The organism is Amycolatopsis pretoriensis, assembly GCF_900107925.1.
Classification (GTDB): Bacteria; Actinomycetota; Actinomycetes; order Mycobacteriales; family Pseudonocardiaceae; genus Amycolatopsis; species Amycolatopsis pretoriensis.
In genome coordinates, this window is sequence record NZ_FNUJ01000009.1 from 315,516 (window position 1) to 333,061 (window position 17,546).

The window sequence follows — 17,546 nt, forward strand, 5'->3', positions numbered from 1 at the left end:
TAAGCCGTGCCGGTGCGCCACCCGGGTGAGCGGGCGTGGTTCCATCGCTGGGTGAACGCGAGGCGAACGGGGCGGGCGGACGCGCGGCTGGTGCGCCCGCCGCTCACCGACGCACCCACGTTCACCTGGGACGACGGTGCCCGCCGCGTGCTCTCCGCACCCGGGGGATTCCGTCGCGTGCTCGGCGGTCCCGGCACCGGGAAGACGTCGCTGCTCGCGTCGGCCGCCACCCGCCGCATCGCCGAGGGAGCCGACCCGGAGAGCGTGCTGGTGCTCACCACGTCCCGCAAGGCCGCGGACGCGCTGCGCGCCGACATCACCCGCCGGCTCACCTTCGACCCCGAGTCGGCGCGGCCGCTGCCCCGGACCGTCCGCGAACCGCTCGTCCGCACGGTCCACTCGTACGCGTATTCGCTGCTGCGCCTGGAAGCGATGGCCGAGGAGCTCCCGCCGCCCCGGCTGCTGGCCGGCGCCGAGCAGGACGTCGTCGTCCGCGAGCTGCTGGCCGGCGACCTCGACGAGGAGGCCGGGTACTGGCCCGAGCAGCTGCGGCCGGCGCTGATGGTCCCCGGGTTCGCCGAGGAGCTGCGCGACCTGCTGATGCGCGCCGCCGAGCGCGGGCTGGGGCCGGAGGACCTCGCCGAGCTGGGCCGGCGCCGCGGCCGCGAGGAGTGGATCGCCGCCGGGCAGTTCTGGGCCCAGTACGAAGAGGTCACGCAGCTGCAGGGCGCGGGCGGCAACGCCCTCGGCGTGGCGAGCTCGCCCGCGCTGGACGCCGCCGAGCTGGTCACCTCCGCGCTGCTCGCCCTCGAGGACGACGACGAGCTGCGGATGCGCGAGCGCACCCGCGTGCGGCACCTCTTCGTCGACGACGCCCACCACCTCGACCCGCTGCAGACCAGCCTGGTCCGGGTGATCGGGCACACCGCGGCGGAGTTCGTCGTCGCCGGCGACCCCGACCAGAACGTGTTCTCCTTCCGCGGCGCCGACGCGAGCCTGTTCGCCGACGCCGACCCGGACGGCAGCCGGACCGTCACGCTCACCACGGCCCACCGGCTCGCCCCGGCGGTCCGCCTGGCCGTGGCGAAGATCGGCGCGACCCTGCCGGGTGCGTCGCAGCACCGCAAGATCCTCCCGCCCGCGGGCGCTTCCGGCGGCAACGTGCGGGTCCGCGTGATGCCGACCCCGGCCGCGGAGGCCAGCTGGATCGCCGACCAGCTGCGCCGCGCGCACCTCGTCGACGGCGTGCCGTGGTCGGAGATCGCGGTGCTCGTCCGGTCGCCGGCGCGGACTTTCCTGGTGCTGCAACGCGCTTTGCGCGCGGCCGGCGTGCCGATCGGGTCGGCGACCGAAGAGCTGCCGCTGGCGCGCCAGCCCGCGGTGCGGCCGTTGCTGGCCGTGCTGAAGCTCGCGCCCGCACCGGACCTCCTCGACGTCGACCTCGCCGAGATGCTGCTGTCGTCGGCGCTCGGCGGCGCGGATCCGCTGGCGCTGCGGCGGTTGCGTCGCGGTCTGCGGCGGCTCGAGCTGGCCGGCGGCGGTCAGCGGTCGAGCGACGAACTGCTCGTCGAAGCGTTGCGGGGCGGGGACATCCTCGCCGGGCTCGCCGACGCCGAGTCCGAACCGGTGCGGCGCGTCGGCGGCCTGCTGCGCGTCACGCACCAGGCCGTGGCGCGCGGCGACGGCGTCGAGCAGGTGCTGTGGCAGCTGTGGACGGAAAGCCGGCTGCAGGAGAAGCTGCTGAAGCAGGTCGAACGCGGGGGATCGCTGGGCGCGCAGGCCGACCGCGACCTCGACGCCGTCGTGGCGCTGTTCGACGCCGCCGGCCGGTACGTCGACCGGCTGCCGCGCGCGAGTGTCGCGTCCTTCGCGGATTACCTGGGGGCGCAACAGATCGCGGGTGACACGCTCGCCCCGGCGGCCGTGCCTTCGGACGGTGTCTCGCTGCTCACCGCGCATGCCGCCGCGGGTCGCGAGTGGACGGTCGTCGCCGTCGCGGGCGTCCAGGAAGGAGCGTGGCCGGACCTGCGGCTGCGCGGATCCGTGCTGGGTGTGGAACGGCTCAAGGACCTGATGTCCGGTGTGGACGACGACGCCGTGTCGCAGACCGCGCCGATCCTCGCCGAAGAGCGGCGGCTGTTCTACCTGGCGATGAGCCGGGCGAAGCAGACGTTGCTCGTCACGGCGGTGTCCGGAGAGGACGAACAGCCGTCGCGGTTCCTCGACGACCTCGAGGAGAACGGCGCCGACGACGGCGGCCTCGACTCGCGGATGAAGCCGCCGGGGCGGTCGCTCGTGCTGGCCGAGCTGGTGGGGGAGCTGCGCGAGGTCGTCTGCGACGACAAGGCCGACCCCGTGCGCCGGCGCCGCGCGGCCAAGCAGCTGGCCCGGCTGGCGGACGCGAAGGTGCCGGGCGCGCACCCGTCCACTTGGTACGGCCTGCTGCCGGCGTCGACCGACGAGCCGGTGCACCGGCCGGGCGACCTGGTCCGGATCTCACCGTCCACAGTGGAAATCCTGACGAAGTGCCCGCTGCGCTGGATGATCGAGCGCCACGGCGGTTCCGACCCGGCGCAGCTCGCCGCGGTCACCGGGACGCTGGTGCACGGGCTGGCGCAAGCGGTGGCCTCGGGGCGTACGGAAGCCGAGCTGCAGGCGGCGCTGGACGAGGCCTGGGTGCGCGTCGACGCCGGGGCGCCGTGGTTCTCCCGGCGCGAGCGGCGGCGGGTCGAGCAGATGCTGCAGAACTTCGTGACGTGGCTGGAACGCAGCCGCGCGGAGCTGAAGGCGGCGGGGGTCGAGCAGGACATCGAGGTCGAGCTGCCGGCCGGCGGCGAGGACGAGGTCCGGGTGCTGCTGCGCGGCCGGGTCGACCGGGTGGAGCTGGACGCCGAGGGGCGGCCGGTGATCGTCGACATCAAGACGGGCAAGGTCCCGGTGTCCGGGAAGGACGCGGAGGAGCACCCGCAGCTGGCGGCGTACCAGCTGGCGGTGCTGCTGGGCGCGATCAAGGGCAGCAACGAGCCCGGCGGGGCGCGGCTGGTGTACGTCGCGAAGTCCAACAAGCAGACGGGATCGACCGAACGGTCGCAGCCGCCGTTGGACGAGGTGGGCGGCAAGCAGTGGCTGGAGCTGGTCCGCGACGCGGCGGCTTCGGCGGCGGGGCCGGACTACCAGGCCCAGGAGAACCCCGACTGTGACCGCTGCCCGGCCCGCGGCTGCTGCCCGCTGCGCCCCGAAGGCAGGCAGGTGCCGGGCCCGTGACCGACTCGACCACGGCGGCACTTTCACGTGAAAGTGCCGCTTTGCGCGGCAAAGCGGAGCTTTCACGTGAAAGCTCCGCTTGGGGGGTGGGCGGGTGAGTCCGCTTGTCGTCGCCAATCCTGTGGAGCCTGCCGAGCTTGCCGATGCCCTCGGGCTGCACCGGCCCACCCCTGAGCAAGCCACGGTGATCGCCGCGCCTGTCGAACCTTCTCTGGTCGTCGCCGGGGCAGGGGCCGGGAAGACCGAAACCATGGCCGCGCGGGTGGTCTGGCTGGTGGCCAACGGGATCGTCAGCCCCGACCGCGTCCTCGGCCTCACCTTCACCAGGAAAGCTGCGCGCCAGCTCGGGGAACGCGTCCGCGCGCGGCTGCGGCGGCTCGCCGGGTCCGGGCTGCTCGACCGGCTCGACCCCTCCGGCGGCCTGCGGTCCACTGTGGTCGCCGGCGAGCCGACCGTCCTCACCTACCACGCCTACGCCGGCCGCCTGCTCTCCGAACACGGCCTCCGCCTCCCCGTCCAGCCGGGTGTGCGGCTGCTGTCGGAAACGTCGTCGTGGCAGATCGCGCACCGGGTCGTGTCCACTTGGGACAACGAGCTCGACACCGATCGCGTCCCACCCACCGTCACCGCGGACCTCCTGCAGCTCGCGGGCGAACTGGGCGAGCACCTCATCTCGGTCGACCAGCTAGCCGAGTACACGACGTGGATGTGCCGCGTCATCGAGAACGCCCCGCGCGCCAAGGGACAGCGGGCCGCACTCCCGCAGAAGCTCACCGAAATCATGGCCGCGCAGCACTTCCGGCTCGCGCTGCTCCCGCTCGTCGAGGACTACCACCGCCGCAAGCGCAACGAAGGCGCGCTCGACTTCGCCGACCAGATGTCCCTGGCCGCCCAGCTCGCCGGCAACTACCCGTCGGTCGTGCGCGGGGAGCGGGAACGCTACGGCGCCGTCCTGCTCGACGAGTACCAGGACACCGGGCACGCCCAGCGCGTCCTGCTGCGGGCGCTGTTCGGCGGCGTCGAAAACCAGCCGATGCCGGTCACCGCGGTCGGCGATCCCGCGCAGGCCATCTACGGCTGGCGCGGCGCCAGCGCGGCCAACCTGCCCCGCTTCACTACGGATTTTCCCCGCCACGACGGGGAAAAACTCGTTCCCGCACATGAATTCGGCCTGCTGACCAGCTTCCGCAACCCGCCGGAGATCCTCGACCTCGCCAACGCGATCGCCGAACCGCTGCGGGCGCGCGGGCTCGGCGTCGAACGGCTTCGGGCGCGCGAAGGCGCCGGTCCGGCGGACATCGCGGCCGCGCTGCTGCCGGACATCCGCGCCGAGCGCGAGTGGGTGGCCGACGCGATGGCGCGGCGCTGGCACACCCAGCAGGAAGAGACGGGCAAACCGCCGACGGCCGCCGTGCTCGTGCGGCGCCGCGCCGACATGGCGCCCATCGCCGCCGAACTGCGAGCGCGCGGGCTGCCGGTCGAGGTCGTCGGGCTCGGCGGCCTGCTCGACGAACCCGAGGTCGCGGACCTCGTGTCGACGCTGAAGGTGCTCGCCGACCCGTTGTCCGGCAGCGCGGCGGCCCGGCTGCTGACCGGCGCGCGCTGGCGGCTCGCGGCCGCCGACGTCGCCGCGCTGTGGCGCCGGGCCGGCGAACTGTCCAGCCCGGAGAAGGCGTCGGACGAGCCGGAACTGGTCGTGGAGCGCGTCGAACAGGCCGGGCTGATCGACGCGATCGACGAGCCGGGTGCGCCGGAGCGGTACTCCGAAGAGGGCTTCAAACGGATCCGGCGGATCGGCTGGGAGCTCGCGGCGCTGCGGCGGCGGCTCGACCAGTCGCTGCCGGAGCTCGTCGCCGACGTCGAACGCACGATGCTCCTCGACGTCGAATCGTTGGCGCGCCCGGGATCCGCCGGGCGCGCGCACCTGGACGCGTTCGCCGAGGTCGTCACCGACTACGCCGAAACGGCGCCGACGGCGACCCTGCTGTCCTTTGTGGACTACCTGAACACCGCCGCGCACGCCGAAGACGGGCTGACCCCGGGCGAGGTCGAGGTCGTGCCGGACCGCGTGCAGGTGCTGACCGTGCACTCGGCGAAGGGCCTCGAATGGGAGGTCGTCGCCGTCCCGCACCTGGTGCAGGACGTCTTCCCGGGCCGGCGGCGGTCGTCGTCGTGGCTGCGGACGGCGACGTCGCTGCCGGCCGCGTTGCGCGGTGACTCGCAGGACCTGCCGGAACTGCGGATCGCCGAAGGCTACGACCGCAAGGAAGTCCAAGAAGGACTGGAGCTGCACGAAGCCGGGTTCGTCGAGCGGGAGCAGGCGGAAGAACGGCGGCTCTGCTACGTCGCGCTGACGCGGTCCGAGCACGCGCTCATCGTGTCCGGGCACTGGTGGAACGAAAGCAGCAGCCGGTACAAGGGGCCGTCGGAGTTCCTGACGGAAATCGGTGACGTCCTGCGCGAGACGAGTGTCGGGCAGCTCGCGGAGTGGGCGCCGGAGCCGGAGAAGGAGGACGAGAACCCGCTGGTCTCGGACTCGCGGAAGGCTCGCTGGCCGGTCGATCCGCTGGCCGACCGCCGCACCGGCGTGCAGACCGGGGTGGAGCTCGTCTCCGAGGCTATGTCCACTGTGGACGAGGAGGAAGAGTCCGAAGAGGACGATCCGGACGGCTGGCTGACCGACACCGACGTCCTGCTCGAGGAGTGGGCGCGCAAGGACGACCACGTCCACCGGGTCCCGCTGCCGTCGCGGCTGACGGTGAGCCAGCTGGTCTCGCTGGCCGACGACGCGGGCAAGCTGGCGGCGGACCTGCGGCGTCCGCTCCCGATGGAGCCCAACAGCTTCGCCCGCCGCGGCACGGAGTTCCACGGCTGGCTGGAGCGCCGCTTCTCGGGCGACCAGCTCATCGAGATCGACGACCTCCCGGGCGCGGCCGACTTCGGCGAGGCCCCCGACGCGGATTTCGAAGAGCTGCAAGCGGAGTTCGAGAAGAGCGAGTGGGCCACGCGGGTGCCGCACGCGGTCGAGGTGTCCTTCACGGCCGACGTCGAGGGCATCACCCTGCGCGGCCGGATGGACGCGGTGTTCGTCGACCCGGACGGCGGCTGGACGATCGTCGACTGGAAGACGGGCTCGGTGCCGCCGGAGTCCAGGCAGCCGGCGCTGGCGGTCCAGCTGGCGGCGTACCGGATGGCGTGGGCGGCGATGAAGAACGTCCCGGTGGAGCGGGTCCGCGCGGCGTTCCACTACGTCCGCGCGAACCGCACGATCCGCCCGGCGGACCTCCTGGACCCCGAGGGCCTGGGCCGGCTGCTTCGGGACATCCCCGAGGCGTGAGCGATCAGCTGAAGGGCACCTTCGTAAGATGTAATGCGACGAAGGTGCCCTTCAGCGCGTCAGATGCACTGAAGGGGCCCTTCAGCTCAGCCCCGGTCGCGGACCTTCAGCGCCCACGCGATCAGCGGCCACTGCAGCGGCAGCCGCCCCCACGCGATCGCCCGCTGGGGCGCCGGTGCGGCGGAAGCGTCCATCGCCATCTTCACGTTGCCCGGGAACACCCCCAGGAACAGCAGCGCCGCCGCCAGACCGCCGAGCCGGCGGGTGCGCGGATGAGCCACCGCGGCCCCCACCGCCAGCTCCGCGACGCCCGAACCGTACGTCCACGCCCGCCGGGACCCCGGCAGCGAAGCCGGGATCAGCCCGTCGAACGGCTTCGGGACCGCGAAGTGCAGGACGCCCATCACGCCCAGCGCACCGGCCAGGAAGTGGGCCGGTCGTTGTGAGTTGGCCATGACCTGATCGTTCCACGCGGCGGCCGGGTACTCCGTTCGGCTATCCTCCGGGCGTGAGTGACGCTCGACACCAGCCAGCATGAAGGCCCTGAGGCGGTTGCCGCTGGGCAGTCTCACCGATCGGCCGGACCACGAGCTCGTCGGCGTCCTCAAGATGCCCGAACTCACGGTCAGCCCGCTCCGCTCCATCGTGAAGCGGATCATCGGTGCGACACTGGCGCTGCTGCTGACCGTGATCATCGTGTACGTCGACCGCGACGGCTACCGCGACGCCAACGGCGACGGCCTGTCCCTGCTCGACAGCCTGTACTACGCCACCGTTTCGCTCTCGACGACCGGCTACGGCGACATCGCGCCCGCCACGTCGTCCGCCCGCCTGGTGAACGTTCTGGTGATCACCCCGTTGCGGGTGCTCTTCCTGATCGTCCTGGTCGGGACCACCCTGGAGGTGCTCACCGAGCGCTCCCGGCAGGCGTTCAAGATCCAGAAGTGGAGGACGAAGGTGCGCGACCACACGGTCGTCGTCGGGTTCGGCACCAAGGGCCGGTCCGCCGTCAACGCCCTGCTCGGCGACGAGAACATCGAACCCGGGCAGATCGTCGTCGTCGACACCGACCAGCAGGCCCTCGACGCGGCGAGCGCGCTCGGCCTCGTCGCCGTGCACGGCTCGGCCACCCGGTCCGACGTCCTGCGCGTCGCCGCGGTGCAGCACGCCCGCGCGGTCGTCGTCGCCCCGAACCGCGACGACACGGCGGTGCTCGTCACGCTCACCGCCCGCGAGCTGGCGCCCAAGGCGCACATCGTGGCGTCGGTGCGGGAGGCGGAGAACGTCCACCTGCTCAAGCAGTCGGGCGCCAACCAGGTCGTCGTCTCCAGCGAGACGGCCGGGCGGCTGCTCGGCATGGCGACGTCGACGCCGCTGGTCGTCGACATCATGGAGGACCTGCTCACGCCCGAGTCGGGTCTGGCGATCGCCGAGCGGCCGGTCGAGCCGTCCGAAGAGGGCGGGTCGCCGCGGCACCTGTCCGACCTGGTGCTCGGCCTGGTCCGCGACGGCGTCCTGTACCGCGTCGACGCCCCGCAAGCCGACGCGATCGAGCCCGGCGACAAGCTGCTCTACGTCCGGAAGGTGACGCAGGCGGAGAAGATCGAGCGGTAACCGGGGCGCCTGGGTTTTGCCCGCCGGATCTGGAACCATGGCGAAGTGCCCCCGCGATCACTCGATCTCAAGTGGCCCACGGTGGCGATCCCCGCCGCGGCGGGCTTGCTCGTCGTGCTGCTGGCCTGGCTGGCGGGGCCGGGGCTGCTGGGCATCTCGAACGACGACCTCGGTGCGCCCGTCCAGGCCGAGGTCACCAAGCCGGCGGCGTGCGACAAGCCGGACGCCGCCGAAACAGTCAAGTTCACGGTCGCCGGGAAGACCCACGAGGGCACGCTCAACGGCTGCGGGCACGGCCAGGGCGAGCGCGTCGAGATCGGTGTGCCGGACGTGCTGCCCGATCAGGGCACGGTGACCGTACGGGCCGCGGACACGTCGGCGGGAGCCTCGGACGCACGACGTCCGATCGGCCTGTTCCTGCTCGTGTTCGCCTGCTTCTCCGGCGGGATGTTCGTCTACCTCTGGCTGAGCATCCCGCTGCGGCCGAAGCCCGCCCCGAAGGTCAGCTGACCTCGGACGACGGCGCCGCGAAGGTGTTGCAGTCGGCGATCCGGTTGCTCGTCGCGCCCGCCCGCCACCAGGACGCGTAGTGCGCGTTCGTCCCGTGGTCGTGGCTGCGGGAGGTGTTGTCGCCGCGGGTCTCCTGGTCGTTCCAGGCCTTGTTGTACATATCGCGGCTGATCGTGCCGCCCTGGTCGACGTGCGCGCCGAGGAACATGCCCGAGAAGCACTGGGCCTGCAGTTCCTTGCGCCGCGACATCTCCAGCCCGGCCGGGCTGTTCTGGCCGGCCTCGTAGATCTTCTGCCAGGCCGCGTCCATCAGCCCGGCGACCTCCTGGACGTGGTGGCCGTACTCGTGGGCGAACAGGGCCAGGTAGACGCCGGGGTTGTTGCCGTACTGGTCGGTCTGCAGCCCACGGAACGGGACGTACAGGTTGTTTTCGCAGTAGTACGCGGCCGTCGCGATGCCGACCTGGATGGTGCCGCACTCGGTCTCGAAGCTCGCGCCCGTCGGGAAGTGCAGCGCCGGCGGGGTGAACGGCAGGTGGTAGGCCTCGAGGAACGGCCCCCACGCCGCGTCGAGGCACTTGCTGGCGGCGGTGAAGAAGGCCTCCGCGCCGTCCTGCGTGCTCTGCCAGGCGGGGAGGTTGCAGACGCGGTTCTGCAGGCCGGCGTTCGGGTCCTGCAGGATCGGGTGGTCGGCCAGCTTGAGGATCTTCTGCGGCCCGGTCGGGCTGGGCGTCGACAGTTCGCTCGTCGGGGGCGACGCCGACGCGGGGGCGCCTGCGCCACCGGGCAGCTGCGAGGGGAGGTCCTGGGACGTCGGCGTGTCGCGGAAGTTCGCGTTGGCCGCCGGCGTCTCGCCGCGGTTGAGGACCACGATCGCGACCAGCCCGAGCACCAGCACGGCCACGGCCCCGAGGCACACGCCGATCACGGCCGCCGGGGAGCGGCGGCGCGGCGCGGCGACGGTGTGGGGACGGCCCAGCCAGGGAAGATCCGGTTGCGCATCCGGCACCGGCGGCGGCTGGACGGTCCCGCGAGGGGGTACCCGGCCGTGGGGCGGTTGCGTCACTAGGCAGTCCCGAAGGGTCTCGGTACGGACCGGGGGTACCCGATCCCGCCATTCAGCATATCGGGGGAACGGGGCCTCTCGCACCCGTCCGTGCGCGCGGCGTCACCGCGTCCGGACGTCACCCCAGGTCTGGCCGGGTGCAACCGGCTCTGAAAGAGTGTGGGCAACCAGGTACTGCAGGCGAGGGGCTTCGATGACAGACACCGGTGGCGCGCCCGGCGGCCAGGGCGACGACACGCCGACACCCAGCCAGGGCGTCCCGCGGATTCCCGCCCCCGGAACGGGTGATCCGAAGCCCGCCGAAGACCACTCCGCGTCACCGGCGACGCCGCCGCGCGGGTGGCAGCCGCCGGACGCCCAGGCGGTCCCGGGACCGGCGACCCCGCCGGGCTGGGAACGCCCGGGTGCCGCGCCGCCCCCACCCGGCGGGCAACCGCAGTGGGGCGCCCCGCCGCAGTACCAGCAGCAGCCCTACTACCGGCAGCAGCCGCCCAGGAGCCCGCACGGGCTCGGCAAGCCGGGCGTGATCGCGCTGCGGCCGCTCAACATCGGCGACATCCTCGACGGCGCGATCACGACGATCCGCCGCCACGCGCTGCTCGTCCTCGGCATCGGCGCGGTGCTCGCGGTGGTCACGGCCGCCGTCACGTTCCTCGTGCAGAAGTTCGTCCTCGACGACCTGCAGCACCTGGCCGCGACGGCCGAGCTCGGGCCGGGTGCGACGGAGGAGGAGCTGCGCAACGCCGTGTTCGGCGCGTTCGGCGACGTGCTGCTCGCGCTCCTGCCGACGGCGCTCCTCACGACGTTGCTGACGACGGTGGCGAACGGGCTGCTGGCCGCGGTGATGGGCCGCGCGGCGCTCGGGCGCGAGGTCACCTTCGGCGTCGCCTGGCGCGAGGTGCAGCCGCGGCTGCTGCCGCTGCTGGGCGTCGGGTTCGCCTACTCGATCCTGACGACCATCGGCGTCCTGCTGTGCATCATCCCGGGTGTCGTCGCCTACGTCTTCTGGGCGCTGGCCAGCCCGGCGCTCGTGCTCGAGCGCGGCACGTTCAAGCAGGCGTTCTCGCGGTCGGTGCGGCTGGTCAGCGGCTCGTTCTGGCGCGTGTTCGGCATCCTGCTGCTGGCCGGGCTGATCGCGTACCTGTTCAACAGCATCATCCAGGTGCCGTTCAGCGTCGGCAGCGGCGTGTTCAACGGGCTGTTCAACCCGTCGGCGCAGGTCTTCGTGCCCAGCACCGGCGACCTGCTGCTGCAGTCGGCGGGCCAGATCATCTCCGAGACCATCGCCATGCCGTTCGTCGCGCTGGTCACCGTGATCGTCTACCTCGACCAGCGGATGCGCCGCGAGGGCATGGACATCGAGCTGGCCCGCGCGGCCGGGGTCCAGCCGCCGCAGGCATGGTGACGCTGCTGCTCACCGACGTCCCGGTCGACATCGACCGGGACTCAGCGCGGCGCGCGGCGGCCGAAGAGCTGTCCGACCCGAAGTACCAATCCGCCCGGCCGGGCGCGCTGCAGGAGTTCGGCCAGTGGCTCGCCGAGCAGGTCGCGAAGCTGCTGAACGGCGTGTCGAACGTGGTCCCGGGCGGGATTTTCGGCGTGCTGCTGGTCCTGGTCGTGCTGATCGTGCTCGTAGTGGTGATCCGGCTGCGCACCGGCAAGATCGCCCGCGCGTCCCGGGCCGACCGGGTCGTCTTCGGCGGCAAGCGGCAGAGCGCGGACGACTACCGCCGCGCGGCCGCCGAAGCCGCCGCGGCCGGCCGGTACGACGACGCCGTCCGCGACCGCTTCCGCGCCGTCGTGCGGGCCCTGGAAGAACGCGCGCTGCTCGACACCCGCTCCGGCCGGACGGCCGACGAAGCCGCGGCCGAGGCCGGGGTGCTGCTGCCCAACGTCGCCGCGGACCTGCGCGACGGCGCGCGGCTCTTCGACGACGTCCACTACGGCGGCCGCGAAGGCACCGAAGCCGCTTACCGCACGCTGACCGACCTGGACGAACGCTGCCGCCGTGAACGTCCGGTCGCCATGGCGGCCTCGTGAGCACCTCCGTCTCGCCGGACGTACACCGGATTTGGCGCGGCGCACGGATTCCGCTCGCCCTGGTCGCGCTGATCTTCGCCGCGGGCGCGCTGCTCCTGCTCGGCCGCGGCGAGCAGACCCACGGCGCGCTCGAACCCGGCTCCTACGAACCCGGCGGCGCGCACGCGCTCGCGAAACTCCTGGCGGACCAAGGCGTCGACGTCCGCCCCGCGCACTCGATGGACGAAGCCGACGCGGCCGTCCGCGAAGACGCGACGCTGCTGGTCACGCAGCCGGACCTGGTTCCCGCCAAGCGGCTCGACGCGCTGCGCCAGCACGCCGCCGACGTCGTCCTCGTGACGCCGGGAGCGCCGACGCTGCAGGACTCGCTGCCGCTGGTGCACCCGGCCGGCCAGAGCGACGTCGCCACACTGCGCCCGGAGTGCACGGTCGCCGCGGCGGTCGCGGCCGGCGACGTCACGCTCGGCGGGGTCGGCTACGCCTCGCCCGGCGCGCGGTCGTGCTACCCCGGCGAAGACGGCGGCGGCACGCTGCTGCAGCTCGCCGACTCCGGCGGCACGACGACGCTGCTCGGCTCGCCGGCGCCGCTGACCAACGCGCGGCTCGCCGACGAGGGCAACGCGGCGCTGGGCCTGCACCTGCTCGGGCAGCACAAGACGCTGGTCTGGTACCTGCCGTCGATCGCCGACCCCGGGCTCGACGACACCCGCAAATCGATCTTCGAGCTGATCCCGGACGGCTGGTACTACGGTGCGGCGCAGGCGTTCATCGCCGTGGCGCTGCTGGCGCTGTGGCGGGCGCGCCGGCTCGGCCCGGTCGTCACCGAGCCGCTGCCGATCGTCGTCCGCGCGGCCGAAACCGCGGAGGGCCGCGCCCGGCTGTACCGGCGGGCGAAGGCCGCGGACCACGCGGGCGAGACACTGCGGGAGGCGGCGCGGACGCGGCTGCGGACCGTGCTCGGCCTGCCGCGTGACGCCGACGCGGCCGCGCTGGTGCACTCGGTGAGCGAGCGGACCGGGCGGCCGGCGAACGAAATCGGCGCGGTGCTCTACGGCCCGCCGGTGCCGGACGACCCGGCGCTGGTCCGGCTGGCCGGCGAACTGGACAGGGTGGAACGAGAGGCAGGGCGAACTTGACCAGCGAGAACGCGACCGGGGCCCGTGACGCGCTGATCGCGCTGCGCGCCGAGGTCGGCAAGGCCGTCGTCGGCAACGACGCCGCCGTCACCGGGCTGATCCTGGCCCTGCTGTGCCGGGGGCACGTGCTGCTCGAAGGCGTCCCGGGCGTGGCGAAGACGCTGCTGGTGCGGGCATTGGCCGCGGCGCTGGACCTGGAGACCACGCGCGTGCAGTTCACGCCGGACCTGATGCCCGGCGACGTCACCGGCTCGATCGTCTACGACGCCCACAGCGGCGAGTTCTCCTTCCGCGAGGGCCCGGTGTTCACGAACCTGCTGCTCGCCGACGAGATCAACCGGACGCCGCCGAAGACGCAGTCGTCGCTGCTGGAGGCGATGGAGGAGCGGCAGGTTTCGCTCGACGGCAAGACGCGGCCGCTGCCCGACCCGTTCATCGTGATCGCCACGCAGAACCCGGTGGAGTACGAGGGCACCTACCCGCTGCCGGAGGCGCAGCTGGACCGGTTCCTGCTGAAGCTGACGATGCCGGCGCCGTCGCGCGAGGACGAGATCGGCATCCTGTGGCGGCACGCGCAGGGTTTCGACCCGCGCAACCTCGCCGCGGCGGGCCTCAAGGCGGTCGCGGGCGCGCCGGAGCTGGCGGCCGCGCGGGAAGCCGTGGCGCGCGTGACGGTCGGGCCCGAGGTGATCGGGTACGTCGTCGACCTGTGCCGGGCGACGCGGCAGCTGCCGTCGGTGCGGATCGGCGTTTCTCCCCGCGGGGCAACGGCTTTGCTCGCGGTGACGCGGGCGTGGGCGTGGCTGGCGGGGCGCGACTACGCGACCCCGGACGACGTGAAGGCGTTGGCGCGCCCCGCGTTGCGGCACCGCCTGGACGTCCGGCCCGAGGCCGAGCTGGAAGGCGTCACCGCGGACGGCGTCCTCGACCGCGTGCTCGCGTCCGTGCCCGTGCCGCGCTGACATGGCGGTCACCGGAAGGCTCGGGCTGCTCGCGCTGTTCGGCGCGCTGGTGGTCGGGCTGCTCGCGCCGTCGGACCTCGGGATCGCCGCGGTCGGCGGCGTGCTCCTGCTGCTCGTGGTCGTCGACCTGGTGCTGGCCGGGGGTGTTCGGCCACTGACATTTCAGAGGTCAGGTGATACCTCGGTGCGGCTCGGCGAGCCGTGCGAGGTGACGCTGGTCGTCGCCAATCCCGGTCGTCGTGCGGTGCGCGGGTTGCTGCGGGACGCCTGGCCGCCCAGCGCCGGTGCTTCCGATCGGCATTCGGTGCGCGTCCCGCCGGGGGAGCGCCGGGCGCTGGTGACGGCGTTGCGGCCGTCACGGCGCGGTGACCGGACGGCGGCGCGCGTGACGGTCCGGTCGGTGGGGCCGCTGGGTCTGGCGGCGCGGCAAGGTTCGCACTCGGTGCCCTGGACCGTGCGGGTGCTGCCGCCGTTCCACAGCCGCAAGCACTTGCCGTCCCGGCTGGCGCGTTTGCAGCAGCTCGACGGCCGCAACGCGGTCCTGATCCGGGGCCAGGGCACGGAATTCGACTCGCTGCGCGAGTACGTGATCGGCGACGACGTCCGTTCGATCGACTGGCGCGCGACGGCCCGGGCGGCGGACGTCATGGTCCGCACGTGGCGTCCCGAGCGCGACCGGCACGTGGTGCTGGTGCTCGACACGGGCCGCGTGTCGGCCGGCCGCGTCGGCGACGCCCCGCGCCTGGACGCGGCGATGGACGCGGCGTTGTTGCTGGCGGCGTTGGCATCCCGCGCCGGCGACCGCGTCGACCTGCTGGCGTACGACCGGCGGCTGCGCGCGGCGGTGCAGGGTTCGTCGGGGGCTTCTTTGCTGACGTCCTTGGTGAACGCGATGGCGCCCCTGGAACCTTCTCTGGTCGAGACGGACTCGCGGGGGATGGTCGCGGAGGTGTTGCAGCGGACCCGGCGGCGGGCACTGGTCGTGTTGCTGACGGGGCTCGACGCGGCGCCGCTGGAGGAGGGGCTGTTCCCGGTGTTGGGTTCGCTGACCGCGCGGCACGAGCTGATCGTGGCGTCGGTGGCGGACCCGCGGGTGGCGGAGATGCTGTCGGGACGCGAGGACGCGGAGGCGGTGTACGACGCGGCGGCGGCGTCCCGCACGGTGGCGGAGCGCCGGCGCGTGACGGAACGCTTGGGGCGGCACGGGGTCAGCGTGGTGGACGCGGTGCCGGAGGAACTGCCGCCGGCGTTGGCGGACCGGTACTTGGCGCTGAAGGCGGCGGGGCGGCTCTAAGCAGCTTCGGACCCTGTCAAGCGACCCACCTTTGTCCGTCCCAACGCCACAAAGCGCCGTTGACGTTGAACTCCTCGGGCAGACCCCACACGGGCGTGACGGTGGTCGTCGTCCGCTTGCCGATGATCGTGACCGCGATCCAGCCGGGAAGCCACAGCCCGCAGGTGGCCAGCGTGATCAGTAGGTGGATCAGGTGCAAGATCGCCGTCAGCGGCTCGCGGGTCTTGATCGTGCGCGGCGTCATACCTACGCCGCTTCGGGCAGGAAGTCCCCGGCGTCGCGGGCATCGAGGTCGCCGACCTCGCCCTCCTTCGCCGCCCGCCGGCCCAGCGTGAACACGTACACCAGGAACAGCACCTCGACCAGCACCCCGATGCCCACCCGGAGCCACGTCGGCCAGCCCGACGGTGTCACGAACGCCTCGATGAGCCCCGTCACGAACAGCACGCACGCCAGCCCGAGCGCCATGACCACCACCGACCGGCCCTGCTCGGCCAACGCGGCGGTACGGGACCGGCGGCCGGGATCCACCACCGTCCAGCCGAGCTTCAGCCCCGTGCCCGCCGCGACGAACACCGCCGTCAGCTCCAGCAGACCGTGGGGGAGCAGGAGGCCGATCATCACGTCGCCGCGGCCGGCCGCGCTCATCGCGCCGATGATCACGCCCGCGTTGAGCGCGTTCATCCACAACGCGCCGATCACCGGCAGGCCCAGCGCGACTCCCAGGAACAGGCACGTCGCCGCCACCCAGGCGTTGTTCGTCCACACGCGCGCCGCGAACGAGGTCGCCGGGCCCGTCGAGTAGTACGCCTCCGCGTCGCCGCCGGGCTTGGTCAGCTGGTTCAGCTCGTCCGCGCTGCCGATCGACGCGCGGACGTTCGGGTCGCCCGCGACCCAGACGGCGATCACCGCCATCACCGCGATCGACACCAGCGCCGCCGGGATCCACCAGCGCCGCGAGAGGTAGACGGCGGCGGGGAAGCGGCGCGTGAAGAACAGCGCGACCTCGCGCCACGCGGGGTTGTGCGACCCGGAGATCGCGCTCCGGCCGCGTGCGACCAGTCCGGACAGCCGGCTCACGAGCGCCGGGTCGGGCGCGACCGAGCGGACGATCGACAAGTGCGTCGCGGTGCGCTGGTAGAGCGTCACCAGTTCGTCGGCCTCGGCACCGGTCAGCTTGCCGCCGCGGTGGGTCAGCTCGCCGAGCCGGTTCCACTCCGCCGAGTGCGTCGCGACGAACACGTCCACATCCACGCCGACCACCCTAACCGGTCGCTACGCTGGCCTGGTGCACGAGGAATCGGAGCTGGTCACCGGGGAAGCCGTCGTCCTGGACCTGCGCGTCGCGAAACTCGCGAGCCGCGCGCTGGCGATGCTGCTGGACGTCCTCGTGCAGTTCGCGCTGCTGCTCGGCGCGTTCTTCGTCCTGACGCTCACGGTCCCGGGCGAGGACGAATCGCTCGCGCTGACCCTGATCCTGGTGTTCCTGGTGCTGATCCTGGTCGGCTACCCGGTGCTGTCCGAGACGCTCTCGCGCGGCCGGTCGCTGGGCAAGATGGCGGTGGGCCTGCGCGTGGTGCGCGTCGACGGCGGCCCGATCCGCTTCCGGCACGCCCTGACCCGCGGGCTGGCGGGGTTCGTCATCGACTTCTGGGCGCTCGGGGTGTTCGGGGCGGTGGCGGTGATCGTGTCGCTGTGTTCGTCCGACGGCCGCCGCGTGGGCGACTTCCTGGCGGGCACGCTGGTGATCCGCGACCGCGTCCCGGAAAGCGCGGGCTACCCGGCGATCGGCATGCCGCCGGGCCTCGAGGGCTGGGCGGCCCAGCTCGACCTGACCCGGCTCCCGGACGACCTCGCGCTGGCGAGCCGCCAGTTCCTGGGCCGGTTCGGCCAGCTGGCCCCGGAGGCGGCGCACGCGCTGGGCTGGAGCCTGGCGCAGCAGGTGGGCAACGCGCTGGGAACGCCGGTGCCGCCGGGGGTCCCGCCGTGGGCGTTCCTGGCGGCGGTGCTGGCGGAACGGCGGAACCGGGACCACGCGCGGGCGATGCAGGCGTACGCGGCGCAGGTGGAAGCGGCGCGGGGGAACGTGCCGGCCGGCCCGGGATACGGGCAGGCTGCCTACGGCACCGGCGCGCAGCCGGCCGCGCCTGGGTACGGGGAGGCCGCCTACGCCACCGGCGCGCAGCCGCCCGCGCCCTCGCCGTGGTCGGCCGCGGCAACCGGACCGGCGGCTCCCGGCCCGGTCGAGGTGGATCCGCCGACCCCGCCGTCCGGTACACCGGCGCCGGCCGCCGAGAACCCGTTCGCGCCGCCGAGCTGACCG

At 73.2% G+C, this 17,546-nt stretch carries 14 protein-coding genes; 10 read left to right on the forward strand and 4 right to left on the reverse strand.

Annotation, left to right across the window (positions count from 1 at the left end):
• The first annotated feature begins 90 nt into the window (after positions 1–90).
• Together BLV96_RS37110 and BLV96_RS37115 are read left to right on the forward strand one after the other, a co-directional pair.
• On the forward strand, positions 91–3,264 hold the full coding sequence (locus BLV96_RS37110) for an ATP-dependent helicase (protein WP_086670759.1): 3,174 nt from the start codon (positions 91–93) through the stop codon (positions 3,262–3,264).
• Between the two features lie 94 nt (positions 3,265–3,358).
• Positions 3,359–6,601: an ATP-dependent helicase gene (locus tag BLV96_RS37115; protein WP_086670757.1), complete on the forward strand. Its 3,243-nt coding sequence runs from the start codon at positions 3,359–3,361 to the stop codon at positions 6,599–6,601.
• Between the two features lie 86 nt (positions 6,602–6,687).
• Here BLV96_RS37115 and BLV96_RS37120 read toward each other — a convergent pair whose 3' ends face one another.
• Positions 6,688–7,056, reverse strand: a complete 369-nt coding sequence (locus tag BLV96_RS37120) for a DoxX family protein (RefSeq protein ID WP_086670755.1) — start codon at positions 7,054–7,056, stop codon at positions 6,688–6,690.
• Positions 7,057–7,135: 79 nt separating this feature from the next.
• Here BLV96_RS37120 and BLV96_RS37125 point away from each other — a divergent pair, with 79 nt between their 5' ends.
• Together BLV96_RS37125 and BLV96_RS37130 are read left to right on the forward strand one after the other, a co-directional pair.
• Positions 7,136–8,215 carry a potassium channel family protein gene (locus BLV96_RS37125; protein WP_086670752.1) on the forward strand — a complete coding sequence of 360 codons (1,080 nt, stop codon included), beginning with the start codon at positions 7,136–7,138 and terminating at the stop codon, positions 8,213–8,215.
• Between the two features lie 81 nt (positions 8,216–8,296).
• The gene (locus tag BLV96_RS37130) at positions 8,297–8,725 is read left to right on the forward strand and encodes a hypothetical protein (protein ID WP_091390071.1); all 429 of its coding nucleotides are present in this window, start codon (positions 8,297–8,299) and stop codon (positions 8,723–8,725) included.
• On the opposite strand, the gene BLV96_RS37135 is transcribed toward BLV96_RS37130, so the two are convergent.
• Positions 8,718–9,734, reverse strand: coding sequence for a neutral zinc metallopeptidase (locus BLV96_RS37135; protein WP_086684432.1), 1,017 nt, complete (start codon positions 9,732–9,734; stop codon positions 8,718–8,720). The genes BLV96_RS37130 and BLV96_RS37135 overlap by 8 nt on opposite strands.
• A 250-nt stretch (positions 9,735–9,984) precedes the next feature.
• On the opposite strand from BLV96_RS37135, the gene BLV96_RS37140 reads away from it, so the two are divergent.
• Genes BLV96_RS37140 through BLV96_RS37160 form a run of 5 tightly spaced genes read left to right on the forward strand, consistent with a single transcriptional unit; the run spans position 9,985 to position 15,223 of the window.
• Positions 9,985–11,196 (forward strand): glycerophosphoryl diester phosphodiesterase membrane domain-containing protein, encoded by a 1,212-nt coding sequence (locus tag BLV96_RS37140; RefSeq protein WP_086684429.1) that lies wholly within the window; start codon positions 9,985–9,987, stop codon positions 11,194–11,196.
• Positions 11,190–11,831 (forward strand): DUF4129 domain-containing protein, encoded by a 642-nt coding sequence (locus tag BLV96_RS37145; protein WP_086684426.1) that lies wholly within the window; start codon positions 11,190–11,192, stop codon positions 11,829–11,831. The genes BLV96_RS37140 and BLV96_RS37145 overlap by 7 nt, the downstream gene beginning before the upstream one ends.
• Positions 11,828–12,967: a DUF4350 domain-containing protein gene (locus BLV96_RS37150; RefSeq protein WP_086684423.1), complete on the forward strand. Its 1,140-nt coding sequence runs from the start codon at positions 11,828–11,830 to the stop codon at positions 12,965–12,967. The genes BLV96_RS37145 and BLV96_RS37150 overlap by 4 nt, the downstream gene beginning before the upstream one ends.
• Positions 12,964–13,929 (forward strand): AAA family ATPase, encoded by a 966-nt coding sequence (locus tag BLV96_RS37155; RefSeq protein WP_086684420.1) that lies wholly within the window; start codon positions 12,964–12,966, stop codon positions 13,927–13,929. Before BLV96_RS37150 ends, BLV96_RS37155 begins: the two co-directional genes overlap by 4 nt.
• Position 13,930: 1 nt before the next feature.
• Positions 13,931–15,223 (forward strand): DUF58 domain-containing protein, encoded by a 1,293-nt coding sequence (locus BLV96_RS37160; protein WP_086684417.1) that lies wholly within the window; start codon positions 13,931–13,933, stop codon positions 15,221–15,223.
• Positions 15,224–15,239: 16 nt separating this feature from the next.
• On the opposite strand, the gene BLV96_RS37165 is transcribed toward BLV96_RS37160, so the two are convergent.
• Both BLV96_RS37165 and BLV96_RS37170 read right to left on the reverse strand, forming a co-directional pair.
• Entirely contained in the window at positions 15,240–15,467 is a 228-nt protein-coding gene (locus tag BLV96_RS37165) for a hypothetical protein (RefSeq protein WP_086684414.1), read from the reverse strand.
• Between the two features lie 2 nt (positions 15,468–15,469).
• Positions 15,470–16,477, reverse strand: coding sequence for a stage II sporulation protein M (locus tag BLV96_RS37170; RefSeq protein WP_167379860.1), 1,008 nt, complete (start codon positions 16,475–16,477; stop codon positions 15,470–15,472).
• Positions 16,478–16,511: 34 nt separating this feature from the next.
• On the opposite strand from BLV96_RS37170, the gene BLV96_RS37175 reads away from it, so the two are divergent.
• Positions 16,512–17,543: an RDD family protein gene (locus BLV96_RS37175; RefSeq protein WP_086684408.1), complete on the forward strand. Its 1,032-nt coding sequence runs from the start codon at positions 16,512–16,514 to the stop codon at positions 17,541–17,543.
• The last annotated feature ends 3 nt before the right edge of the window (positions 17,544–17,546 follow it).

Bases quoted from the DNA above. Each gene is read 5' to 3' on its own strand.
- BLV96_RS37160 (WP_086684417.1), top strand. From the start codon at position 13,931: ATGGCGGTCACCGGAAGGCTCGGGCTGCTCGCGCTGTTCGGCGCGCTG.
- BLV96_RS37165 (WP_086684414.1), bottom strand. From the start codon at position 15,467: ATGACGCCGCGCACGATCAAGACCCGCGAGCCGCTGACGGCGATCTTG.
- BLV96_RS37140 (WP_086684429.1), top strand. From the start codon at position 9,985: ATGACAGACACCGGTGGCGCGCCCGGCGGCCAGGGCGACGACACGCCG.
- BLV96_RS37120 (WP_086670755.1), bottom strand. From the start codon at position 7,056: ATGGCCAACTCACAACGACCGGCCCACTTCCTGGCCGGTGCGCTGGGC.
- BLV96_RS37145 (WP_086684426.1), top strand. From the start codon at position 11,190: ATGGTGACGCTGCTGCTCACCGACGTCCCGGTCGACATCGACCGGGAC.
- BLV96_RS37125 (WP_086670752.1), top strand. From the start codon at position 7,136: ATGAAGGCCCTGAGGCGGTTGCCGCTGGGCAGTCTCACCGATCGGCCG.